This window comes from Rhodococcus sp. IEGM 1306 (genome assembly GCF_036541985.1).
Classification (GTDB): domain Bacteria; phylum Actinomycetota; class Actinomycetes; order Mycobacteriales; family Mycobacteriaceae; genus Rhodococcus_F; species Rhodococcus_F qingshengii.
The window spans coordinates 335,333-359,004 of record NZ_JAZHFF010000001.1 but is presented as its reverse complement, the minus strand read 5'-3'; the positions used below and the strand labels follow the sequence as shown (position 1 = coordinate 359,004).

The 23,672-nt window shown below is 62.4% G+C and carries 24 protein-coding genes; 9 read left to right on the top strand and 15 right to left on the bottom strand.

Annotated features, from left to right (window positions below):
• Positions 1-163 precede the first annotated feature (163 nt).
• The 5 genes from V3587_RS01825 to V3587_RS01805 all read left to right on the top strand — a co-directional run bounded on the left by V3587_RS01825 (position 164) and on the right by V3587_RS01805 (position 5,292).
• Positions 164-1,825, top strand: coding sequence for a class I adenylate-forming enzyme family protein (locus V3587_RS01825; protein WP_007732670.1), 1,662 nt, complete (start codon positions 164-166; stop codon positions 1,823-1,825).
• The gene (locus tag V3587_RS01820; RefSeq protein ID WP_042448401.1) at positions 1,822-2,292 is read left to right on the top strand and encodes a nuclear transport factor 2 family protein; all 471 of its coding nucleotides are present in this window, start codon (positions 1,822-1,824) and stop codon (positions 2,290-2,292) included. The genes V3587_RS01825 and V3587_RS01820 overlap by 4 nt, the downstream gene beginning before the upstream one ends.
• Before the next feature lie 13 nt (positions 2,293-2,305).
• Entirely contained in the window at positions 2,306-3,202 is an 897-nt protein-coding gene (locus V3587_RS01815) for a TIGR03619 family F420-dependent LLM class oxidoreductase (RefSeq protein ID WP_283376053.1), read from the top strand.
• A 1-nt stretch (position 3,203) separates the two neighbouring features.
• A complete protein-coding gene (locus V3587_RS01810) occupies positions 3,204-3,719 on the top strand; it encodes a nuclear transport factor 2 family protein (RefSeq protein WP_007732673.1) in 516 nt (171 codons plus the stop codon).
• A 76-nt stretch (positions 3,720-3,795) separates the two neighbouring features.
• Complete coding sequence (locus V3587_RS01805; RefSeq protein WP_283376052.1) at positions 3,796-5,292, top strand: DUF222 domain-containing protein; 1,497 nt, start codon at positions 3,796-3,798, stop codon at positions 5,290-5,292.
• 40 nt (positions 5,293-5,332) lie between these two features.
• Here V3587_RS01805 and V3587_RS01800 read toward each other — a convergent pair whose 3' ends face one another.
• A complete protein-coding gene (locus V3587_RS01800) occupies positions 5,333-5,488 on the bottom strand; it encodes a hypothetical protein (protein ID WP_003940615.1) in 156 nt (51 codons plus the stop codon).
• Between the two features lie 135 nt (positions 5,489-5,623).
• On the opposite strand from V3587_RS01800, the gene V3587_RS01795 reads away from it, so the two are divergent.
• Complete coding sequence (locus V3587_RS01795; protein WP_283376051.1) at positions 5,624-6,448, top strand: mycofactocin-coupled SDR family oxidoreductase; 825 nt, start codon at positions 5,624-5,626, stop codon at positions 6,446-6,448.
• A 31-nt stretch (positions 6,449-6,479) separates the two neighbouring features.
• Here V3587_RS01795 and V3587_RS01790 read toward each other — a convergent pair whose 3' ends face one another.
• The 7 genes from V3587_RS01790 to V3587_RS01760 form a co-directional block, all read right to left on the bottom strand.
• Positions 6,480-7,268, bottom strand: coding sequence for an SDR family NAD(P)-dependent oxidoreductase (locus V3587_RS01790; RefSeq protein WP_007732675.1), 789 nt, complete (start codon positions 7,266-7,268; stop codon positions 6,480-6,482).
• A gap of 78 nt (positions 7,269-7,346) precedes the next feature.
• The gene (locus tag V3587_RS01785) at positions 7,347-7,997 is read right to left on the bottom strand and encodes a PaaI family thioesterase (RefSeq protein WP_003940283.1); all 651 of its coding nucleotides are present in this window, start codon (positions 7,995-7,997) and stop codon (positions 7,347-7,349) included.
• Positions 7,997-8,866, bottom strand: coding sequence for a MaoC/PaaZ C-terminal domain-containing protein (locus tag V3587_RS01780; protein ID WP_042448411.1), 870 nt, complete (start codon positions 8,864-8,866; stop codon positions 7,997-7,999). Before V3587_RS01780 ends, V3587_RS01785 begins: the two co-directional genes overlap by 1 nt.
• Positions 8,866-10,068 (bottom strand): lipid-transfer protein, encoded by a 1,203-nt coding sequence (locus V3587_RS01775; protein ID WP_003940027.1) that lies wholly within the window; start codon positions 10,066-10,068, stop codon positions 8,866-8,868. The genes V3587_RS01780 and V3587_RS01775 overlap by 1 nt, the downstream gene beginning before the upstream one ends.
• A gap of 7 nt (positions 10,069-10,075) precedes the next feature.
• Positions 10,076-12,256, bottom strand: coding sequence for an acyl-CoA dehydrogenase (locus V3587_RS01770; RefSeq protein ID WP_283376050.1), 2,181 nt, complete (start codon positions 12,254-12,256; stop codon positions 10,076-10,078).
• Positions 12,257-12,290: 34 nt separating this feature from the next.
• On the bottom strand, positions 12,291-13,454 hold the full coding sequence (locus tag V3587_RS01765) for a steroid 3-ketoacyl-CoA thiolase (protein ID WP_007732681.1): 1,164 nt from the start codon (positions 13,452-13,454) through the stop codon (positions 12,291-12,293).
• Positions 13,455-13,646: 192 nt separating this feature from the next.
• The gene (locus V3587_RS01760) at positions 13,647-14,273 is read right to left on the bottom strand and encodes a TetR family transcriptional regulator (RefSeq protein WP_030536987.1); all 627 of its coding nucleotides are present in this window, start codon (positions 14,271-14,273) and stop codon (positions 13,647-13,649) included.
• Between the two features lie 153 nt (positions 14,274-14,426).
• On the opposite strand from V3587_RS01760, the gene V3587_RS01755 reads away from it, so the two are divergent.
• Positions 14,427-15,959 (top strand): FAD-dependent oxidoreductase, encoded by a 1,533-nt coding sequence (locus V3587_RS01755; protein ID WP_037128865.1) that lies wholly within the window; start codon positions 14,427-14,429, stop codon positions 15,957-15,959.
• A gap of 79 nt (positions 15,960-16,038) precedes the next feature.
• Here the strand turns inward: V3587_RS01755 and V3587_RS01750 are convergent, their stop codons facing one another.
• From V3587_RS01750 to hsaA, 7 genes are all read right to left on the bottom strand, one after another.
• Positions 16,039-16,590: a pyridoxamine 5'-phosphate oxidase family protein gene (locus V3587_RS01750; protein WP_073512548.1), complete on the bottom strand. Its 552-nt coding sequence runs from the start codon at positions 16,588-16,590 to the stop codon at positions 16,039-16,041.
• Positions 16,591-16,620: 30 nt separating this feature from the next.
• Complete coding sequence (locus V3587_RS01745; protein ID WP_007732690.1) at positions 16,621-17,637, bottom strand: TIGR03617 family F420-dependent LLM class oxidoreductase; 1,017 nt, start codon at positions 17,635-17,637, stop codon at positions 16,621-16,623.
• A 1-nt stretch (position 17,638) separates the two neighbouring features.
• A complete protein-coding gene (locus V3587_RS01740; protein WP_007732692.1) occupies positions 17,639-18,520 on the bottom strand; it encodes an SMP-30/gluconolactonase/LRE family protein in 882 nt (293 codons plus the stop codon).
• Between the two features lie 81 nt (positions 18,521-18,601).
• Positions 18,602-19,063 (bottom strand): SRPBCC family protein, encoded by a 462-nt coding sequence (locus V3587_RS01735; protein ID WP_007732694.1) that lies wholly within the window; start codon positions 19,061-19,063, stop codon positions 18,602-18,604.
• On the bottom strand, positions 19,056-19,415 hold the full coding sequence (locus V3587_RS01730) for an ArsR/SmtB family transcription factor (RefSeq protein ID WP_007732695.1): 360 nt from the start codon (positions 19,413-19,415) through the stop codon (positions 19,056-19,058). The genes V3587_RS01735 and V3587_RS01730 overlap by 8 nt, the downstream gene beginning before the upstream one ends.
• 65 nt (positions 19,416-19,480) lie before the next feature.
• Positions 19,481-20,773, bottom strand: a complete 1,293-nt coding sequence (locus V3587_RS01725; protein ID WP_007732696.1) for a glutamine synthetase family protein — start codon at positions 20,771-20,773, stop codon at positions 19,481-19,483.
• 38 nt (positions 20,774-20,811) lie between these two features.
• Positions 20,812-21,978, bottom strand: a complete 1,167-nt coding sequence (hsaA, locus tag V3587_RS01720; RefSeq protein ID WP_003940567.1) for a 3-hydroxy-9,10-secoandrosta-1,3,5(10)-triene-9,17-dione monooxygenase oxygenase subunit — start codon at positions 21,976-21,978, stop codon at positions 20,812-20,814.
• 237 nt (positions 21,979-22,215) lie between these two features.
• On the opposite strand from hsaA, the gene V3587_RS01715 reads away from it, so the two are divergent.
• On the top strand, positions 22,216-23,379 hold the full coding sequence (locus tag V3587_RS01715) for a Rieske 2Fe-2S domain-containing protein (RefSeq protein ID WP_003940257.1): 1,164 nt from the start codon (positions 22,216-22,218) through the stop codon (positions 23,377-23,379).
• Positions 23,357-23,653 carry a hypothetical protein gene (locus tag V3587_RS01710; protein WP_003940353.1) on the top strand — a complete coding sequence of 99 codons (297 nt, stop codon included), beginning with the start codon at positions 23,357-23,359 and terminating at the stop codon, positions 23,651-23,653. The genes V3587_RS01715 and V3587_RS01710 overlap by 23 nt, the downstream gene beginning before the upstream one ends.
• The last annotated feature ends 19 nt before the right edge of the window (positions 23,654-23,672 follow it).

Here is a 23,672-nt window from a genome sequence, read left to right as displayed (position 1 = left end):
GATATCGGAATGTCGATTACTCCAACTGCGATACGACTCGAACGTATCGACGCCTCAGAGCCGGAACGGTCCCAGTCTCGCTCAGTGGTAACCGCCGCCACAGATATGATTTTCTCGTGAGATTTTGTGACGTGAAAAGCGCCACAATACGAAAGGCCATTCCATGACTGCCCCCGCAGATCCGCAGTTGCTTCTGGACCAGGCGGTCTCACGCCTCACCGGTCCAGGTGGGCCATTCGAGATCGTCGAAGAAGAGGTTCTCGGCACCGTCATGCCTGTGATGAAGAACCGCGGTCACGCCATCGGTGAACTGATCTCGGCATCTCGCGCCTGGGGCGACGGCGACTATCTCGTCACCAGCGATCGTCGAATCTCGTTCACCGAGCATGCCGATTCCGTTGCCGCGCTGGCAACTGCTCTGCGGGACAAGTACGGAGTCCGCAAGGGCGACCGTGTGGGCATCCTCGCTGCCAACACTCCCGAATGGGTCATGACGTTCTTCGCGACGCAGGCGCTCGGCGCGATCGCTGTCGGTCTCAACGGTTGGTGGGTTCCGCGCGAGGTCACCCACGGGATCGAGCTCTCACGTCCGAAGGTTCTGGTCGTGGACGCCAAGCGCGGCGCCGCCCTCCCCGAACTGCCGGCAGACATCACGGTCCTCACCATGGAAGAGGATCTGCCCGCGCTCATCGCGGAATATGCAGGCTCCGACGTGCCGAGCACCGACATCGACGAGGACGACCCTGCCGTCATCTTGTTCACCAGTGGTACCAGCGGCCGCCCCAAGGGCGCACTCCATTCGCACCGCAACGTGATGGCCGTCGTCGACTACCACAAGTACAGCGACGCGATCGGCGCCGCATTCACCGGCCGTGAGTACGACGCTTCCAAGCCGAGCCCACTGCGTTATCTACTCACCTCCCCGCTCTTCCACATCGCCAGCCTGCACAATCTGGTGGTTCCCCGTCTCGCGACGGGCAGTGCCGTCATCCTGACCGAGGGCGGCTTCGACGTCGACAAGGTGCTCGGGTTGGTCGAACGCGAGCGCGTCACCAACTGGGGTGCTGTCCCCACGATGGCATCGCGGCTACTCGAGCACGGCAACATCGCCAAGTACGACGTCTCTTCGCTGACTGCATTCTCGCTGGCATCCGCGCCGTCGTCGCCCGCGTTCAAGGAACGCCTCAAGGAGCAGGTGCCGTTCGCACGCAATGCTCTGGTCGACAGCTACGGCCTCACCGAATGCAGCACCGCCATTGCGGTCGCCGTCGGCGCCGAACTCGAAGAATTCCCAGGCACTCTCGGGCGTCCGATCATCACCGTCTCGATGGAGATTCGCGATCCCTTCGGCGAATGGCTGCCGGACGGCATCGAAGGTGAAGTGTGCGTACGCAGCCCCTTCGTCATGCTCGGATACTGGGAGAACGACGAGGCGACCGAGTCGGCAATTGCCCCCGGACGCTGGCTCCGCACCGGCGATTTCGGCGTAATCGAGAACGGGCGTCTCCGTCTCACCGGTCGTCGTTCCGACCTGATCCTGCGTGGCGGCGAGAACGTCTACCCCACCGAGATCGAGCAGACGCTCGACGAACACCCCGACGTGATCGAGTGCGCTGTCATCGGCATGCCGCACCCCGACCTCGGCCAGGAAGTGTCCGCCGTGGTTGTCCTGCGTCCCGGAGCCGCCACAACGGAGGCGGAGCTGCGTGATTACGCCGCCGAGCGACTGTCCTACTTCAAGGTGCCGTCGAAGTGGCGCATCACCAGCGATCTGTTGCCTCGCAATGCAACCGGCAAGATGGTTCGGCGCGAGATCACCGTATGACCACGGAGCTGTCACGGATCGTCGCCGAGTCGGCGATCCGTGACCTGCTCTGCGAGTACACGCATCTGATCGATCAGGGCCGATTGCGTGAAGTCGCTGCATTGTTCGCCTCGTCCGACTACGGGCAGTGCGGGCCGGACGGGGTTGCCATCACGCTCATTTCGTCCGACGCCGACGCAGTGTTCGCAGCCTGCAGCGGCTTCATTCGAATGTACGGTGATCCGCCGGTTCCACGAACCAAACATCTGCTGACCAACACGCGAATCGCGGTCGACGGTGAATCAGCGACGGCACTCTCGTACGTCACGGTCATCCAAGGTACCGAAAATCTTGCCCTGCAACCTATTCTGGCGGGGCGCTACTTCGATCGCTTCACCTGCGTCGACGGGTCGTGGCAGTTCAGCTCGAGACTCTTCTGTCTGGACAACATGGGCGAGATGTCCGCGCATGCCAAGCGGGCACTGTAGAGGAACGACGACTGTGGAAATCGGCGTCAACATCTTGGGCCTCGAGGCCCTGTTCGACGGCAAGATTCGCCCGGTTCTGGACTTCGCCGCGCGTGCTGACCGTGCCGGGATCGATCTGATCTGCACCGGCGATCATCTCGGGTTCAATGCCGAAGCACACGCTCAGCGGGTAGCCGAACACAACTTCTTGTTCCCGTTGGATCACCCTTGGTACGAACCGATTTCACTTCTTTCCTCGATCGCCACAGTGACCGAACGCGCTCGCCTCGGAGTATCGGTTCTGATCGCCACTGTTCGCCCAGCCGCCCTGCTTGCCAAACAGGTTGCAACTCTCGACTCATTGTCCGAAGGTCGAGCCGTCATGGGTTTCGGCGTCGGTTGGCAAGAAGCCGAATACACCGCTACCAACATGCCTTTCGACGCGCGATTCGGGCGCATGGAGGAGGCTGTCGCAGCGTGTCGCGAACTGTGGACCAATGCTCCGGCCACCTTCAAGGGACGCGACTTCGCCTTCGAGAACTACCACAGCCTCCCGCTGCCGATCCAAAATCGCGTACCGGTGCTCTTCGGTTTCGGACCAAGCCGGCGGAACTTCGACCGCATAGCACGCGTCGCCGACGGTTGGACCGTGAACCCGACCGACCTGGGAACGTTCACCGACAGTGTCACATTGCTGCGCAACACGTTCGAAGCCCACGACCGCGAGCCGGATACCGCACGTGTGCAAGTGTCTGCGGCGCCGGTTCGGCGCGACAATCGGTCCGTCGACCTCTCGGCAACCGCTGACAAGGTCCTGGACTGGTCCGACCGCGGCGCGTCTGCCGTGGCGCTTCGGCCTGCCGTATTCGATTGCGCTGCCGAAGAACTACCGGAATTACTCGACTGGATGACCAGCATCAAGGAGGCGTGACATGGACCAGGCACTGCAGGATCTCATCGACAAGCAGGCAATTCGTGAGGTGGTTCTGACGTACTGCCGCGGCATCGATCGCCTCGACTTCGATCTCGTCCGCAGCGCCTACCACCCGGACGCGATCGACCATCACACCGGATTCGACGGCACCATCGACGAGTACATCGCCTGGGCCACAACAAAACTCTCCGCGATCGGCGGCACGATGCACCACATCGGCAACCACCTGGTCGAACTGCACGGCGACCACGCGATCAGCGAGGCATATTCGATGTCCACACACTGGGGCGGGCCCGAAGACATCGGAATGATCAACTTCACCAGTGGTGCGCGGTTCATCGACCACATGGAGCGACGCGACGGCCGTTGGGCGATCAAGGAGAGATGGGCCGTACGCGAGTGGACTCGCTCGGACGAGGGCCGCTTCGTCAACCCCGAAGGGCCTGGTCCGCGTGGGCGTCGAGATGCCTCGGATCCGCTGACAGCATTACGACTAACGCTTGAGATGCACTGAAATTCAGGAAACCGACTATTCCGACTGATTTAAGAATTCGACGCCATTCGAACTCATATTCGAATAAGATCGATGCATGGTCAACCCCACAACAGAGCTCTTCGGTATCTCAGCACAGCTGACCGGTACCGAAACTGATTGTGCGCTGGTTGATCTCATGACCGATCTGCATGCATGCGAGGCGATGCTGGTCGAACGCAAGCTCGCTGTGATTGCCGAGTTCTTTTCGCGGCGAAGCTCGGAGCATGTCGCCAGTGGTGCGTGGTCGTCGACCGCACACGAGTTGGCGGAGTCGGAAGTCGGTGCGTCACTGACGATGGGTCGCGCGGCTGCCGGCAAGCTGATCGGGTTGGGGTTCTCGTTAAAGACTCGTCTGCATCGCACTCGAGCGGCGATGGCGCGTGGCGAGTTGGATCTGTACCGAGTTGGCTTGATCGATTCCGCGACCGCGAACGTGAAAGACGAATTGATCGACGAGGTGGAACGACTACTGCTCGAGCAGGTTCTCGCCCCACCAGTAGCAGGCGGAACGGGCTTGACGGGAAGACGACTGACAGCGGCGATCGATCGGATCGTGGCGATGGTGGACCCGGAAGGTATGCGAGAACGCCGACGCCGTGCTCTCACCGATCGCTTCGTCGGGGTCAGCGCTGCCGAGGACGGGATGGCAAAGATCTTGGGAAGCGTTCCGGCAGAGCAGGCTCGGGCATTCGACGGCCGACTACGCGAGTTGGCAGTGTCGGTATGCCGAAACGACTCACGAACGTACGAGCAGCGACGAGCCGACGCGCTCTTCGAGTTGACCAACGGATCACAATTCTTGCCGTGCAACTGTGGCCGAGATGATTGCCCGCAGGATCGTAGCGGTGGTGTTGTCGTTCGTCGGCCCGTGGTTCACGTCGTGATGACTGATTCCACTCTGCACGGTGGCGGTGAGCCCGCCCACCTCGACGGGTACGGGGTGATCAGCGCTGAGCATGCTCGCGATATCGCCCGTGACGCCGTAATTCGAAACGTCCGAGCATCTGCTGATGACGTCGCAGAGCCGGTGCCTGCTTCGGCGCGCGTCTACCGACCGGGCGCCGTTCTCGATACCTGGTTACGGATCATCGCGGGCAGCTGCCAATGGCTGCATTGTGATGTCCCGGCCTGGAATTCCGATCTGGACCACAATGAACCGTTCCATCACGGCGACCCCGAACGCGGCGGTAAAACGGTCGCGTCGAATATGAGTGCGTTCTGCCGCAACCATCATCGCCTCAAGCATTCCGACCGGTGGCGGTTCACGTCGAACGAGGATCGGACCATGTCGCTGACGTCGCCGACCGGGCATTGTTACCGAACGCGACCCGCAGGATTGATGGCTGGATCGCACGAACCGACACCGCCCCAGGGCGGTCGAAATCGGCGGACCCAGGCGGAGAACAAAGCTGCCCGTATCCAGAGTGAACGCAATCGCCAGCGCCGACGGATACAGAAACGAGCAGAGGAGCACGTTCAATATAAGCGGCGGAAATCACCGCGAGCCCGCCGAGAACCCATCGACTACGGGGACGACCCGCCACCGTACTGAGATACCGAGCGGTGTCGAGGCGCGCCGACGGGTCGCAGGGTCAGTCTGACGTCGGCTTGGTGCCGTCTTCTGGTGCCGGATCGTCGTCGGCAAGCGGATCTATGGTGTCGACACCTTCGAGGACGGTCAGCTCTTCTTCCGCCTCGGCGAGGAGCCCTTTGGCTTCAGCTTCGACCTTCTTCACCCAATCGGACATCCCGAGCCTCTTCTCTTCCGAAGCGAGTTCCCGCTGTAACTGAACTCAGACTACGTCGCCGGCGACGAATTTCGCCGTCCCCTCGGGTCAGTACTCATGACCGAGTAATCGTGATTCACGACGGACGGAGCACGCATGCCCGGACAGTTGGAAGGCAAAACCGCACTGATCACCGGGGCCGCCCGAGGTCAGGGCAGGAGCCACGCCGTGCGATTGGCGCAGGAGGGCGCGAACATCGTTGCGCTCGACATCTGCCGTCAGATCGAATCGGTGGCCTACCCGATGGGAACCGCCGACGATTTGCGGCAGACAACAGCAGCGGTCGAGAACCTGGGACGAAGTATCGTCGCGCGAGAAGTGGATGTTCGCGATCTGTCCGCACTGCGAACTGCGGTATCCGAAGGAATTGCGGAGCTGGGCAGCGTCGACATCGTCCTGGCCAACGCCGGTATCGGCATGATGTCCCCGGACATCGACGATGCTCGCGCCTTCCGCGACCAGATGGAGGTCAACCTATTCGGCGTCTGGAATACCGTCCAGGCCGCAGCGCCCGCGATGATCGCACAAGGTACAGGTGGCGCAATAGTCCTTACCGGATCAACTCTGGGACTTGTCGGTCGTGGAGGTGACGGCACCGGCGGATCCGACGGCTACTGCGCGAGTAAACACGCCATCGTGGGGCTTGGGCGCACGTGGTCGCACTGGCTTGCTCCCCACAATATTCGTGTCAACTCCGTGCACCCGACTGGCGCGAATACACCGATGGTCGTCAACGACGCGGTCGCGAAGCTGTTTGCGGACTCCCCGACATCGAGCGGAGCCGACGTGGGCAACCTCTTGAACGTCGAGTTGATCGAAGCTGCCGACGTCAGCAACGCGATAGCCTGGCTGGTTTCGGATCAGGCTCGATACGTCACAGGTATCGCGTTGCCGGTCGACGCCGGGTTCACGGCCAAATAGACGCCGGATACACCGGCTGCGTCGCCGTCGATCAGTCGACGGTCGGCGCCCACTGCACGCCGTTGATGTGCCCACCACCGTCGACGAAGAGGGTGTTGCCGGTGACGTAACGGCTGTCGTCACTTGCCAGGAAGGCCGCAACGGGGCCGATGTCGTCGAGGGGATCGCCGATCCGCCCCATCGGGTTCTGTGCGGCCATCACTGCCACGTTCTCCGGATTGGCTTCGGCGACACGCTTGTACGCCGCACTCTGCGCACCGGGACAGATGACGTTGCAGTTCACCTGCTTGGGAGCCCACTCGCGGGCGGCAGTGCGAGTCAGGGTTCGCAATGCTTCCTTCGCCGCGTTGTACTGCACCGAGTACATGTGAGCATTCACGCCGTTGAGGCTGCACATGTTGATCACGCGGCCCGTGCCGTGACGCTCCAGTTCCGGCAGGGCAGCCTGCATCGCCCAGAATGCCGCCATCACTGCCATGTCGAAACCGCCGCGCAACTGCTCGTCGGTCATCTTCTCGAGCCGAGCGAAACCGAAAGTCCGCCAAGCATTGTTGACCAGGATGTCGAGGCGTCCGAACCGCTCGACGGACTTGTCGACCATGGCAACAACCTGAGCTTTGTCAGTGACGTCGGTCCGGACGAATTCCGCCTCCGCGCCCCATTCGTCCCGCAACCACTGGGTGGTTTCGAGGCCCGCTGCCTCGTCGATCTCGGCAACCAACACCGACGCGCCTTCACGCGCGAACGCGCCCGCCACTCCGCGCCCGATGCCCATACCGGCACCGGTGACCACTGCTACACGTCCGTCGAGCTTGCCCACTGGGCCCTCCTTCGTCAGAACCCCTGTGCGCCTTTTTGGTAGTTCCCACTACCAAAAAGGCGCACGGGGGCGAAGCCCCTACCTGGGGCGCGGCACGGTCTTGTCGATGAACAGTCCCTCTACCGACACACACAATTCGCCGTCCGCAGTTTTGATCTCACCGACGGTGTGAATCTTGCGGCCGTCCTTGGACAGGAATTTGCCGCTGATCGTGAGTGGCTCGAACAGCGGAGTCGGGCGATGGTACCGAGTGCTCAATTGTGCTGTCATGCCGGAAGTTCCACCCCAGGCGTTCGCGACGCCGAGAACGTGATCGAGCAGCAGCGCCGAAACACCGCCGTGCACATGGCCGGGAGGGCCCTGGTACGGCAGCGTCAACGTGACCACTCCCTGCACCGACCCGTCAGCGAGCCCTTCCAGAACGAGCGGCGGCGCAATGGCGTTCTCGGGGCCGGTCACGGGGTCGTGACGAGTCACGCCCTCACCGTTCCACATGTCGATCAACCGCTCGGCCACCTCGGGTGAGTGCTGTTCGAGATGCTCGGCAATGCTGTTGAGCTCCTCCGCAACCCGGTCCAAATTGGCGTTTCCGCGGTCGGTGCGCAGCATCGCGTCGACAACGCGACGCGCTGCTGCCGTGGCCCGGTCGACCGGGGCGTCCTGCGGCGGCGACGTCAGAATCGTGCCGCCCGGATGTGTCGCTGCTGTGGGGTGCGAACCGAGGTCCATCAGTTGATCTCCATTGTTGCGTGCGTGAGAACCGGGGAGTTCTCGCGTTCGGGGCACGTCGCCGCCAACGTCAGTGTGTTGCCGTCCTGCCATACCGAGGTGGTGATGGATTCGCCGGGGAAGAGCGAACCGGCAAACCGCACCGAGTAGTTCTTCACCCGCGTCGGATCTCCGTCGAGAATCCCGTCTACCACGGCCTTGCAGACGATGCCGTACGACGCGAGGCCGTGCAGAATCGGTGCATCGAAGCCCGCCATCTTCGCGAAGGAGGGATCAGCGTGCAGCGGGTTCATGTCTCCACTGAGTCGGTACACCAGCGCCTGTGAGGGACTCGTGCTCGACGTCAGTACCTTGTCGGGCGCTCGATCAGGCACCCCGGCAACAACTTCGGGTCCGGCGTTGCCGCCGAATCCACCTTCGCCGCGCGCCCAGATCTGCATTCCGGTGGTCCATAACGGATTCCCGTCCAGGTCCTCGGCCGCCGTCTCGAGAACGATCACAGCTGCCTTTCCCTTGTCCCAGACATCGGCGACCCGAGAAGAAATACGGGCAGCACCCGTCGACGGGATGGGCGCGTGAAGTGCCAGCGACTGCCCACCGTGCAGGATCTTTCGCAGATCGATGTCGATTCCCGGCATACTCATCGACGGTGCGGGCAGTACACCCGCCGAAACTCCCTGGCCTGCAACCATTGCAAACGTCGGGAGTACCTTCAGCCCCTTTTCGTACACCCAGGTCAGTTCAGCGGGATCGAGAGCATTCACCCCTGCCCCGAGTCCCAATTGGTAGAGCATGACGTCGCGATCGGTCCACGACGCCTCGCGCACAGTCGGTTCGGCGGCCAACGCCACCTCGAGATCGATAGCCATCAGTTCTCCAAAGTTCCGGCTCGGTAGACCGTCACGACGCACGCGCCGCCCAGTCCGAGGTTGTGTTGCAAGCCAATACGAGCGCCTTCGACCTGCCGCGCATCCGCGGTCCCGCGGAGCTGCCACGTGAGTTCGGCGCACTGCGCCAAGCCCGTCGCGCCCAGCGGGTGTCCCTTCGAGATCAAACCACCCGACGGGTTGACGACCCACTGGCCGCCGTACGTGGTCGCGCCGGATTCGACGAGCTTTCCGCCTTCTCCGACCGCGCACATCCCCAGGCCCTCGTAGGTGATGATCTCGTTGATCGCGAAGCAGTCGTGCAGTTCGATGACGTCGACGTCATCGATGGTGATCCCGGCCTGCGCAAAGACCTGCTCTGCCGCAGCTGCCGTCATCGGCGCGCCGACCACGTCGATCATCGACTTCTCGGCGAACGCTGCCTCGGTGTCAGTGGTCAACGCCTGTGCGACGATTTCGATCGCCCGGTCTTCGAGGCCGTGCTCACGCACGAACTTCTCGCTCACGACGATCGCGGCTCCGGCGCCGTCCGAGGTCGGCGAGCACTGCGAACGTGTCAGCGGCTCGTGAATCATCTTGTCGCCGAGTACCTGTTCGAGGGTGTACTCGTCACGGAACTGTGCGTACGGATTGTTCACCGAATGCTTGTGATTCTTGACCGCCACCGCTGCGATCTGCTCGACCGTGGTGCCGTACTTCTTCATGTGCTCGACGGCAGCGTTACCGAACAGCTGAGCTGTCATCGGCGATCGGGCGAACCCGTAATCCTCGACCATGATCTTCAGCTGAGAGTCCAAGGTCGTGACCTTGGGCATCTCACCGTTACCGGTCAACGCCGTTTTGGTCATCTTCTCGAAGCCGACGGCCAAGGCGCACTCGGCTTGTCCGGCCTGGACCCACTCGCGCGCCATCATCAGCGCCGTCGAGCCGGTCGCGCAGTTGTTGTTGACGTTGAAGATCGGAATGCCGGTCAGACCGGTCTCGTAGAGAGCTCGCTGTCCTGCTGTCGACGCGTTGAAGACGTAACCGACCGCAGCACGCTGAATCTGGCCGTAGCCGATCCCGGCATCGGTCAGGGCATTCGAGACGGCTTCGGTCACCATGTCCGGGTATTCCCAGTCGCGGGTCTCGATCTTCTCGAACTTGGTCATGCCGACGCCGATGACGAAGGTGCGATTGCTCATGTGCAGGTCACTTTCCCGGTTCAGGGTCGCGAGGCAGACCCAGGATTCGCTCACCGATGATGTTGAGCTGAACATTGGTTGTACCACCCGCGATGGACATGCACTGCGAGTTCAAGAACATCTGGGTTGCAGACATCCGATGCTGTTCGCCCAGAAGTGAACTCGGTCCGGCCCACTCCATTGCCACGTCCCAGACCTGCTGGATGTGCTCGACACCGATCAGCTTCGCCACCGAGGATTCGGCACCCGGCTGCGCGCCGGTGAGCGAGCGCAGCGTGGTGCGCAGACCGAGCAGACCACCGGATTGCGCGTCGCACAGCACCTTTCCGAGCACGGTCAGCTGCTCGTCGTCGATGCCACCGGGCAGTCCGTCGACCAGGCTCAGAAGAGCCTCGCCACCCGATCCGAGCGACGAGTCGTTGGACAGCGAGACACGCTCGTTGGCCAGCGTGGTGCGAGCGAGCTTCCAGCCGTCGCCTGGCTCGCCGACCAGGCACTCGTCGGGAACGAAGACGTCGTCGAAGAAGACTTCGTTGAACAGTGCTTCACCGGTGATCTCGCGCAGCGGACGAATGTCGAGGCCACTGTTCTTGATGTCGATGAGGAAGTAGGACAGGCCCTTGTGCTTGGGTGCGTCGGCGTCGGTGCGCGCGAGGCAGATTCCCCAGTGCGCGTCGCGTGCCATCGACGTCCACACCTTCTGGCCCTGCAACTTCCAGCCACCGTCGACCTTGGTGGCCTTTGTACTCAGCGCGGCGAGGTCGGAACCTGCGCCGGGCTCGGAGAAGAGCTGACACCAGACGATGTCGCCGCGCAGTGACGGCGGGACGAACTTGGCGAGCTGCTCTTCGTTGCCGTGCGCGATGAGCGTCGGGATGACCCAGTTGCCGATGATCATGTCGTGCGGCTTGATCTTCGCAGCGCGCAGTTCTTCGGCGATGACCAGCTGGCTGACGGCGTCGGCGGACTTGCCCCACGGAGCCGTGAAGTGCGGTGCGGTGTAGCCCTTTTCCGCGAGGTACGTCTTCTGCGCGGCACCTTCGAGTTCGAGCGCAGGACCGAGCTCGGCGCGAACGTCGGCGCGGACCGCCTCGGCCTCGGGCGGCAACTCGATGCTGAGCACGCGACGGGTGCCGGCAATGGTCAGCTCGGCAACGCGACGACGCCAGGATGCCGTGGAACCCAGCAGAATTCGCAGGGACTGCGCGCGGCGCAGGTACAGGTGCGCGTCGTGCTCCCACGTGTAGCCGATTCCGCCGAGCACCTGGATGCAGTCACGCGTGACGGAGAAGCCAGCCTCGAGGGCCGTGGCTCCGGCGACGGCTGCTGCGAGAGAAGCCTCTTCGGCACCGACGCCGTTGGCGGGAGTCAGCGCACGCGCAGCGTCCCAAGCGCAGACGCGTGCCTGTTCGGCAAGCGCGAGCATACGTGCAGCCTTGTGCTTGACACCCTGGAACTGGCCGATCGGGCGACCGAACTGCTGACGCACCTTCGCGTAGTCGGCCGACGTCGTGACTGCCCAGTCGGCCAAGCCTGATGCCTCGGCCGCGAACAGTGTTGCGGCAATGTCGAGTACACGCTGGGTATCGATGGTGAGGATCTCGGAATCGGTGAGCACCAAACCGTCGACGGTGACCTCGGAGTTACGACGCACGACGTCGTAGCTGGCCAAGTCCGTGACCTCGAGGCGGTCACGTCCGAGCAGAACGAATCCGCTGTCCGTCGCGAGGAGGAACAGGTCAGCGACATGGCCGCCGAGAATCTGGCTGGACGTTCCGCTGAGGGTGGTGTTGTCGCCGTCGCGGGTGATCTTCAGCGACCCCGGCTGCAGTGCAACAGCTCCGAGCGTGCTGCCATCCACGAGCGTCGGCAGTCTGTCCGTTTCTCCGGCATCACTGAGAACAGCGCTGACCACTACCGTCGGCAGGAATGGTCCGGGAACCATCGAGCGTCCAAGTTCCTCGACGACGATGGCGAGTTCGACCAATCCGTATCCTGCGCCGCCGAATTCCTCGGCTACGTGTAGTCCGAGAAGCCCCTGCTCGGCAAGCCCGTTCCAGAGTTGGGGGCGAGTTTCGACCTTCGCCTCGACGGCTTCACGGACGACGGTGGGTGTTGCGTGACGCGCCGCCCAGCCCCGTACGGAGTCGCGGAGGTCACGATCTTCTTCACTCAATCCAATAGTCATGTCTACCTCGTCAATTCGACAGTGTCAGTACGGGTCAGATGCGTTCGATAATGGTGGCGGTCGAGAGAGCGCCACCGGCGCACATCGTGACCAGAGCCGTCGACTTGTTCGAGCGCTCGAGTTCGTGCAGCGCAGTGGTGATCAGACGAGCGCCCGTGGAACCGACGGGATGTCCGAGCGCGATCGCACCACCGTTGACGTTGACCTTGGACAAGTCTGCGCCGTGAACCTGCGCCCAGGAGAGCACGACCGAGGCAAAGGCTTCGTTGATTTCGACGAGATCGATGTCGTCCAAGGTCATTTTGGCCTTGTCGAGCACCATCTGGGTGGACTCGATCGGCCCGTCCAGGTGATAGAAGGGATCGGATCCGACCATGCCGGACGCGACGATCCGCGCGCGGGGCTTCAATCCCAGTTCCTGTGCGCGCTCTTCGCTCATCAGCAGTACCGCAGCCGCGCCATCACTGATCTGCGACGAGTTGCCGGCGGTGTGGATATGGCCTTCGATGACCGGCTTGAGCCCAGCCAGCGCTTCTGCCGTCGTCTCACGCAGTCCCCCGTCGCGAGTGACAGTGGCGATCTCACCGGTAGGCACGCCTTCCTTGTCCACCACGGGAGCCTTGACGGGCACGATCTCGCGGTCGAAGCGTCCTTCTGCCCAAGCCTGAGCTGCTCGGCGCTGCGATTCCAGACCGAACGCGTCGACGTCGGCGCGCGTGATCCCACGCTTCTCGGCAATTCGCTGCGCGGAGGTGAACTGGTCACCCATGTCGATGGTCCAGTCGTCCGGGTACGGGTTTCCCGTTCCCGGTGCGTTTGCCTGACCCAGGAACACACGGCTCATAGCCTCGACGCCGCAGCCGATACCGGCCGAGATCTGACCAGACGAAATCAGGCCGGAAATCAAATGCACTGCCTGCTGGGCGGATCCACAGGCGCAGTCGATAGTGGTTGCCGCGGTGCTGTACGGCAATCCGGCGTGCAGCCACGCCTGCCGCGTGACGTTGTTGGACTGCTCACCTGCCTGGGTGACACAGCCGCCGATGATCTGTCCGATGTCTTCCGGTGCGACGCCTGCCCGTTCGAGAACGCCGAGCTGCGCTGCTCCCAGAATCTCGGCGGGGTGCAGTCCCGCCAGGGCGCCGCGACGACGGCCGATCGGTGTCCGAGCGGCCTCGACGATGACTGCATGACCCATGATGTTCGCTCCTTCGTGGAGTTTTCGGTCGGTGAGCTGGCTCACCGTCTAATTTTCTGTAATTTATTCTATTAATGATGTCAGGGCAATGTCCGGATTGACATCAACTCTCAACTGATGCGGATTCAAAAATAGAATTGATTTCAATTTTGCGAACATGACGAACCCTCCCCAGAGAGGGGCGAAGTCACGTCAGTGCCGTGAGAGATTCACCAGAAGCAGGTCGCATCCCTTGCGGATGTCGTACTCCGCATCGGGGATGGAGATTCGACCGTTGAGGCACGATTGGATGACCCCGAACCACAGCTGCATCAGCAGACGCAACCCGGTGTTGTCTTCCTCGGTGGGGTTCTCGATCCCGGCCGCATCGAGAATGATCTGCCGGAAGCCGCGATCGATCTTTCCCACGTCCGGCACCGTCGCGACGTTGGCGGTACTGGACGACTGCAGCATCGCAGTCGAGAGAGCCGGCCGACGCAGTAACCCGCGAGTCGCGCGAACCAATACCTCGTACACCGCATCCTGCGGATTGTCCGACTGAACCTGATGCCTGACAAAGCTGGCACCGATCTGGTCGATCTGCTCGACCATCACAGCGACGAAGAGGTGCGTCTTCGAGGGGAAATAGCGATAAAGAGTGCCGATGGCCACGCCCGCCCGCTTGGCGACCTCGTGCATCTGTACCCGTGAGAGTTCCTTCTCGGTCCCCAATTCGGCCGCCGCTTCCAGCATCCGCACATGGCGCGCCCGCTGCTCGTCCGAACTGGGCTCTGCAGCGTCCCTGACCTCGGCAATTCTCGGCAACGTCGCCCCCATCATCGATTCTGTGTCCCGGTCGCGAACGACCTCGCCAATTCTCTCATCTCGACCACCCATCTCGGCATATTGCCCGCTCAGTGGGACCTGGCATGGCCTTCTCTCCCCGTGCGGTATTCCGTGGACACCCCACCCTCTTGGAGTTAGGACGCAATGATGCAGGACTGGACCACCGAGTGCGACGTGTTGGTAGTCGGCTCCGGCGGCGGCGCGCTGACCGGCGCATACACCGCGGCAGCTCGAGGATTGACGACGATCGTCCTCGAGAAAACCGATCGCTTCGGCGGAACTTCCGCGTACTCGGGCGCATCCATCTGGCTGCCGGGAACCCAAGTACAGGAACGTGCGGGACTCCCCGACTCAACGGAGAACGCACGCACCTATCTGCGCGCATTGCTCGGCGACGCCGAGTCCGAGCGCCAGGATGCCTATGTCGAGACCGCTCCCGATGTCGTCGCACTACTCGAGCAGAACCCGCACATCGAATTCGAGTTCCGTGCGTTCCCCGACTACTACAAGGCCGAAGGCCGGATGGACACGGGACGCTCCATCAACCCTCTCGATCTCGATCCCGCCGACATCGGTGACCTCGCCGGCAAGGTGCGTCCGGAACTCGACCAAGACCGCACCGGTCAGGATCATGCTCCCGGCCCGATGATCGGTGGGCGCGCACTGATCGGCCGACTGCTGGCCGCAGTCCAGAGCACCGGTAACGCAGAACTTCGTACCGAATCCATCCTCACCTCCCTGATCGTGGAAGACGGTCGGGTTGTCGGCGCCGAGGTCGAATCCGGCGGCGAAACCCAGCGAATCAAGGCGAACCGCGGTGTGCTGATGGCAGCGGGCGGCATCGAAGGCAACGCCGAGATGCGTGAGCAGGCCGGCACCCCCGGCAAAGCGATCTGGAGTATGGGTCCCTTCGGCGCCAACACCGGTGACGCGATCTCCGCCGGAATTGCTGTCGGTGGCGCAACCGCTTTGCTCGATCAGGCGTGGTTCTGCCCCGGCGTCGAGCAGCCGGACGGCAGCGCCGCATTCATGGTCGGCGTTCGCGGCGGACTCGTCGTCGACAACGCGGGCGAGCGTTACCTCAACGAGTCTCTCCCGTACGACCAGTTCGGCCGGGCCATGGATGCGCACGACGACAACGGTTCTGCAGTGCCGTCGTTCATGATCTTCGACTCGCGCGAGGGTGGCGGACTACCTGCCATCTGCATCCCGAACACGGCGCCCGCCAAGCACCTCGAGGCCGGAACCTGGGTCGCCGCCGACACTCTCGAAGAACTCGCCGCCAAGACCGGACTGCCGGCCGACGCATTGCGCAGCACTGTCGAAAAGTTCAACGATGCCGCAAAGCTGGGAGTCGACGAAGAGTTCCATCGCGGCGAAGACCCGTACGACGCATTCTTCTGCCCACCCAACGGCGGCGCGAATGCGGCACTGACGGCGATCGAGAACGGTCCGTTCTACGCGGCCCGCATCGTCCTCAGTGACCTCGGCACCAAGGGCGGATTGGTCACCGACGTCAACGGTCGAGTCCTGCGTGCCGACGGCAGCGCCATCGACGGCCTGTACGCCGCCGGCAATACGAGCGCGTCACTGAGCGGCCGCTTCTACCCCGGTCCTGGCGTTCCGCTCGGCACGGCCATGGTCTTCTCGTACCGAGCAGCCCAGGACATGGCGAAGTAACCAGCACAACGAGGACGTGGGGCAGGCAATGTCAGAATCACCTGCCCCACACTCTTTCGCACGGCGACGCGATTTTGTATCACTCCAGGTCGATACCGGGCAACCCGTCCACACTCTTCGCGTTCTTCTCGGCGCGATAGGCGATGAGCCGCTCCGGCCCCCTCTTCTCCGCTACGCGGTCGAGCACGTCACGATCGGATTGGTAGTCCATCAGCGGTACTGCGTATCCGCACGAATCCGAAATGCGCGTCAGATCGACCACGACGATCGACCGCAGCCCCGGGTGCTCAGGGAACCTACCGACAAGCTCGTTGAACGGTTCCGACCCTGCAAGCAGAACGTGTCCGTGACCGTGCAGTCGTACGATCTTCGGTGGTCCGTCAAACGCCATGAACATCAGTGTTATTCGGGAGTTCTCGCGCACGTGCGCGATGGTTTCCACACCGCTGCCGGTGAGGTCGAGGTACGCCACCCGGGTGGATGTCAGCACCACAAACGATCCGACTCCCCCTTTGGGTGAGCAATTGACCAACCCGTCAGCAGACAACGGTGCGGTGGCAACGACGAACAGCGGTTGAGCCTGCAACCACGTGGTGAGCTTTTCATCGATGCCTTCGTAGACGCGCCCCATGTCGAGAGTGTAGTTCGCGCCGACTGGACGTCACGGGGCAGACGCTGCGGCGGCTCGAATCTCCTCACACATCGCTGCGAAGACGCGGTCGTCGGCGGGATTCGCCGGCACCGCCAGTGCAATGCCGTCGCAGAGACTCGCGTATTTCGAACTCAGCACCTCGGGGAGTTCGGCGTAGGTGCATTGCGTGACCAGCCTGTCGAGAACATCGTCGGTGAGGACGGCAGGTAGTCGAGCCCAATCACCTGCCCGCGCCATCACTGTCAGTTCTTCCCCGACCTCGGATAATCCGAGGACCTCCAGCGCGACTCGGTACGCCGGAGTGGAGTAGAGAAAGGCAAGTTCACTGCGCACCGCTTCTCGTTGAGCAAGTATCGCGGCAGGATCTTTGCCGGTGATCATCTTCGGAACGGCAATCAGTCGCGGCTTCCTTCCTCCTGCCGTCAACGATGGAATGATCCTCTCCGCGAGCACCTTCGGATGGGAGCTGGTGGGGTGAGAAACAAAACCGTCGGCGACGGCTCCCGCCAGTGAGCACATGCGCAAGTTCACTCCCCCGGTCCAGATCTCCGGAGCCGGAACATCGAGCGGCCCCGGATTGAAGTAGGGCTGCAGCCGGTCGAAGGTGTAGTGCGTTCCGGCATGGTCGAGTTCACCGCCCTCCTGAAAAACTCGGAAGATCTCGCGTACAGCGCTGACGTAATCACGCAGTTGCGCAACAGGATCCGTCCACGGCATCGAGTACCGCCCGACGATGTTCCCACGCACCTGCGTCGCAAGCCCCAGTTGAAATCGCCCACCCGAGAAACCCGCAAGATCCCAGGCAGCCAAAGCCGTCACCATGGGACTGCGCGCAAACGCGACAACCATCGACGTCCGGACAGTGAGAGTACTGCTGTGCTCGACGGCCAGGGCCGCCACCGCAAACGGATCACGAATGGTTTCGGAGATGTGCACCGTGTCGAAACCAAGGTTCTCGATGCGTCGGACGTGCTGAGCTACCTGCCGCAGCGGAGTGTCGGCAGGTAGCGAGGTCACCAATTCCATATCAGATCAAAGGCTCCAGGCGAATCGACAGCAGCTTTCCTTCGGTAGCCACCTTGCGAGCGTGTTCATTGAAATCCGGGGCGGCACAAACGAACAGGGTACGACCGTCGGAACCGCCGAGTCCGCAAGCGAAGACACCGCTGTCGAAGGCAATTTCGTCGACTATCTCCCCGCTGGCGCCCACATGAAGAACACGGCTTCCGAGGGCATCGGCCACCCACATCGAATCGTCTCCGTCGATACAACACCCGTCCGCCGCAACGACGATCTGAGCGAGGGTGGTCTCCATCTCGGGTCCACCAGGCACCGGCCCGAACGACGCCCAGTCGCGGCGTTCACCCAGAGAGCCGTCGGCCTGGACGGCAAACGCACTGATTCGATTTCCCAGCGTTTCGTCCACGAGCAGATCTCCGGTCGACGTCAGAGCCATTCCGTTGGGGAAGTGGAGATCTCGCGCGACGACGTGCACCGATCCGTCCGGGTCGACGCGGAGGAGATCTGCCGTCTCGACGGGGGCCAGGTTCATCAGATCGAACCCGAAGTTGCCCACGTACGCTCGTCCCTGTGCGTCGACCAGCATGTCGTTGACGTTGGCACTGACGTACCCGGACAAGTCTGCGTGCACCACCAACTCGCCATCGGATTCTCGCCGCAGAATCTTCTGGTCCCGCATGGAGACGACCAGTAATCTGCCGTCCGGAAGCCACCCCAGCCCGGACGGCTGCCCTGGAACCTCCGCCTCGACGCGTATGTCTGTCCCGTCCTCGCAGGCCGAAATCACCTGGTAGGTGTAGAAGTCCGATACCCAGATCCGGTTCTCGTGCCAGCGCGGGCATTCGAAGTAGGTGTATCCCTCGAGAACTACCGCAACTTCTGGTGCCATCAGGCTCTCCTGCGTCGGTGACGAATGGACTATCAGCCCCATTCAATCACCGGCACCGCTGTCGCGGTGTCCGATTCCCGACTAGTCGCCGGCGCGAACTTCGTCCAACACGTCGAATGCGGATTCCCATCCGTCGTACGCATTCCCGTCACCCTTGAATCCCGGAATTCCTACCAGGTGGAAGGTCATTTCGGTCTTGTCACCCCGTTCTGCGAGCGTAACCGTTATCCGAGGTGCGGCATCCACTGGATCACTCGGATTTCCCCAGGTGAAGACCAGCCTCTTCGGCTCGTCGACCTCGAGATAGGTTCCGCCGGTGGGGTACTCGGCTCCGTTCTCGTCGTTGATCATCAGGTAGCGGTACGTTCCGCCAACCCGGGGGTCGATCGTGACGTACTCCCGAGGACTGCTGACACCCTTCGGATGCCACCAGCGCGCCGCCTCGTCGGGGTCGGTCCACGCCTGCCAGACAAGGTCGCGCGGCGCATCGAAGATCCGGGTGATGGTGAATTCTGCAGTGGCATCGACGTTCTGGTCACTCATTGTCCTTCTCCTTCTTCGGTCGAGGTTGCTTCAGCTCACGTAGACGCTCGTCGAGGAGGTCGAAGCGTTCGTTCCAGCCTCGCCGGTGTTCGTCGACCCAGGCGCTGGCGTCGTCGAGACCCTCTGCGCGAAGGGTGCACGTGCGCCATTGCGCGGTGGCGGTTCGTTCGATGAGACCGGCTCGCTCGAGCACCTTCAGATGCTGAGAGATGGCGGGTCGACTCATTTCGAACGGCTCGGCCAACTCACCGACGGTCATCGAACCATCAGTGAGGCGAGAGAGCATTTCACGCCTCGTCGGGTCGGCCAATGCGCTGAACACTGCATCGAGTCGGCCACTTCGCTCGTCCATGTAAGCAACTCCTTAATTAAGGAATAGCTTAAACATAGGACTCGACATCTTGCGCGTCAACCCTTTCAGCTCCAGGTATATCGAAGCCGCTCGACGGTTGTCGCCTCGTCCATCTGGGAGAAAGTCTCGCGCTCAACTCCCTTCACTGACACCATCGCTTCGATGATCGACTCCCCGAAGATTTCCTTCGCCACCGAGGAGGAGTTGAACTTCTGCACTATCTCGCGCAGATCGGTGGGGACTCGGGTCACCCCGCGCTCATCACGTTCCGCCTCCGTGAGAGTCGACGGGTTCACCACAATTTCCGGCGGCAATGGCGAGGCATTGCCGATACCGATATGCGAAAGGCCAAGTATCGCAGCGGTCGCCAGATACGGGTTGGCCGATGGATCGACGATTTTCACTTCGGCGTTGGCGCCGTGTGGATTCGACGGTGACTCTGCGCAGAACCTCAGTGCCGCTTCCCGGTTCTCGAGCCCCCAACAGACGTAGGCCCCCGACCAATTGTCCGGTCGCAGCCTGACCCCGGAGAGCGGTGAGGACGCAAAGATGGCCGTGAATTCCGCGAGGTGAGAGAGGATTCCACCCAAAGCTGACGATCCTTTGTCGGTCATCCCGTACTCCTGCCCGCCACCGGAGAAGACGGGCCGCCCACCTGAGTTCAACGAAAAGTGCTGGTGTGCACCGTTCCCTGCACCTCCGACCGTAGGTATCGGTGAAAACGAGGCCGCCAATCCGTGGGCTCTGGCAGTGCGGCTGATCAAGATCCGGGCCAGTATCACCAGGTCGGCCGCCTGAACAGGAGTTGCCGGAGCGATGGAGATCTCGAATTGATCCGGTCCGTACTCTGCATGCACTTGCTCGATATGAAGTTGTGCGCGTTCGGCATTGCGCAGAAGGTCCTTGAGGAAGTCCTCGCGGAGCAGGACTGCACCTAACCCGTACGCCGACCACGCTCCGTTGCACGCATCACCGAAAAGAGTGAACTCGATCTCGTGACCCACCCGAGCTTCCAGTCCGTCGGCGGCAAGCCGCGCCACGACGGCAGTGAGTGCGGACCGAGTACACACGGCAGCCGTCGCACCGTCTTGCTCGTGCAACGTCGCCGGCGCCCACGACACGCCCCCGCCGAGATCACGGAGGTCGGAGCGGTCGATACGCAACCGGAGATCACCCACGACGGAAAAGGAATCGGTGAAGGCAATCCGATCGTCGCTACAGAAGACGTTCCAGCTCGGTGAGACTCCCGCACCGGCTTTCTCGAAGACACCGGTTCGGCCGGCCGGCATCACCTTCGCGCGCGCGACACCCGCCATGTCGACGATCGAGCCGATGGTCAGAGCCGGTACTTCCCTCATCCAAAGGCAAATACCCCACCCGGTGACGCGCCAACCCGTCAGATCAGGTTGTCCTCCACCGGCAGTCCGAACGCCGCCCGGCCGTAGAGCGCCAACGCGCGCTCGGGTTCGTTGGCAACGTGAACGCTGCCCGCATGAACGTCACGCCACGCACGCTCGATCGGGTTTCCGCGAGAGAGGGAGTTCCCTCCTGCCGTCTTGAAAAGCATGTCGATCGCTTCCACCGAGCGTTCCGTCGCACGAACCTGATCACGACGCGCACGCAGCCTCATCGAGAGTGGGAGCTCCTGACCGGCCACAGCAAGTTCGTACATCTCCCGGATATTGCGATCCATCTGCAGAATCGCAGCATCGATCTCCGACGACGCACGTGCGACGGCGACCTGAGCGAACTGATCCTCGCTGAACCGTCCACCACCCAAACTCAGACGGACGCGCTCACGCATCACGTCCAGGTACCCCTCGTAACAACCGGCGACGATGCCCACACACGGAGCGGCAACCGTCGAGGTGAAGATGCTCCCGAACGGAAGTTTGTACAGCGGGCCAGGATTGACCGCTTGGCCAGGCCCACGCAGTTGTGCGGTCTCGTAGTTGCGCTTCAATCGGTGCTCGGGAACGAAGGCCTTCTCGACCACGATCTCGTTGCTCGCGGTGCCCCGCATACCCACGACATCCCACACGTCACGGATTTCGTAATCGGTGCGCGGCACCAACACCGTCATGAAATCGACGGGACGACCATCCATGCCGACCACCATCGCTCCCAGCAACGCCCAACTCGCGTGGTCGCAACCGGAGGAGAAACCCCACTGGCCCGATAGCTCGTAGCCTCCGTCCACCGCCGTCAGTCGACCGACCGGCGCATAGGCGGACGAAATGAGCGTCGTCTGATCCTCTCCCCACACGTCGGCCTGCGCTCGGTCGTCGAAAAGTGCAAGATGCCACGGGTGCACCCCCACCACCGACGCGACCCAACCGGTCGAGCCGCAGGCAGCCGAGATGGCCCTGACCACTTCGTAGAACTGAACCGGGTCGCTCTCGGCACCTCCGTATCTTTTCGGCGCCAGCATGGAGAAGACGCCGGCTTCGGACAGCTCCCGGATGGTCCGTTCGGAGATCTTGCGCGAATCGTCGACCTTCTGAGCGCGGGCCGCGATCTTCGGAAGCAGATCACGGACTGAACTCAGAACCTTGTTGACCATGGGAGACACTCCTCGCACCGAACCGTGAGGGAGCGGATCGGCAGATAGACATAACGGCTGCCCCGTCACGATATGTCGGTCACGCGTTCCGGTGATCGGAAGTCCCGGAGGCCGGGATCAGCCGCCGGATCCTCGCGCTCGCCGCTGGTCCCGGCCAGTGAGACGAGACCCCAGAGGCAATTCACGCTCCCCTAGCGTCGGGCGTCGACACTGCCCCTGGAAAGGACGGGACTCATCGTGACGATCACTCAGTCCGACAACGACGAGGTTCGCGAGATCCAAGCTGGAACCGCGCCTACACGCTTTGCGCGTGGATGGCACTGCATTGGACTCACGGAGTCCTTCAAGGACGGCCAGCCGCACTCCATCGAGGCGTTCGGCACCAAACTGGTCGTCTTCGCCGACAGTGAAGGCAACGTCAAGATCCTCGACGCGTACTGCCGTCACATGGGTGGCGACTTGAGCCAGGGCACCATCAAGGGCGACGCCATTGCCTGTCCGTTCCACGATTGGCGCTGGGGCGGCAACGGCAAGTGCCAGAAGATTCCGTACGCACGCCGCGTCCCCCCGCTGGCCAAGACGCGCGCCTGGCAAACCCTCGACCAGGACGGCATGCTCTTCGTCTGGCACGACCCCGAGGGCAACCCGCCGACCGACGACGTGGCTATCCCCCGCATCGAAGGCGCGCTCAGCGACGAGTGGAGCGACTGGGTCTGGTACACCACGACCGTCGACACCAACTGTCGTGAAATCGTCGACAACATCGTCGACATGGCGCACTTCTTCTACGTGCACTACTCCTTCCCGACGTACTTCAAGAACGTCTTCGAAGGCCACGCCGCAACGCAGTACATGCGCGGCGTCGCTCGCTCCGATATGCGTCCCCACGCAGCAGGCACCCCGAAGATGGTCGGCAGCAACTCGGTTGCGACATACTTCGGCCCCTCCTTCATGGTCGACGACCTGACCTACGAGTACGAGGACTACAACGTCGACTCTGTACTCATCAACTGCCACTACCCGGTCAGCGCTGACAAGTTCGTGCTCCAGTACGGCATCATCGTCAAGAAGTCCGATCGCTTCCAGGGTGAGGCCGCCGACGCGATGGCCGCGAACTTCGGTACGTTCATCGCCAAGGGCTTCGAGCAGGACGTCGAGATCTGGAAGAACAAGACTCGCATCGAGAACCCGCTCCTGTGCGAAGAAGACGGCCCGGTCTACCAGCTCCGTCGCTGGTACGAACAGTTCTACGTCGATGTCGCGGACATCGCTCCCGAGATGACCGAGCGCTTCGAATTCGAACTCGACACCGCGCGACCCGTCGCAGCCTGGCAGAAGGAAGTCGAAGACAACCTCGCTGCAAAGAAGGCAGACGAAGATGCAGCCTCTTCAGTGCGCTGAGTGCAAGGCTCAGGTCCTGGTCCAGAAGAACAGTTGGGAACACACCACCGTTCAGTGGAGTGACCAGGCCCGCGCCCAGTGCCTCGAAATCGCCGACGACCGTGAATTCGGGCAGCGAGAGGGACGACCCGGTGCCCCTCGCAAGCAGTGCGGCGCCTTGATCGCGTCCATCGTGAACGCTGCAACAGCGGGCGAACTCGAGATCCTCAACGACGAGCCGGTGCCTCAGCCGATCGTCGACGACAGCGAACCCGTACCGACTCCGTTTCACTAGTCAAGCCAACATCTTTCGA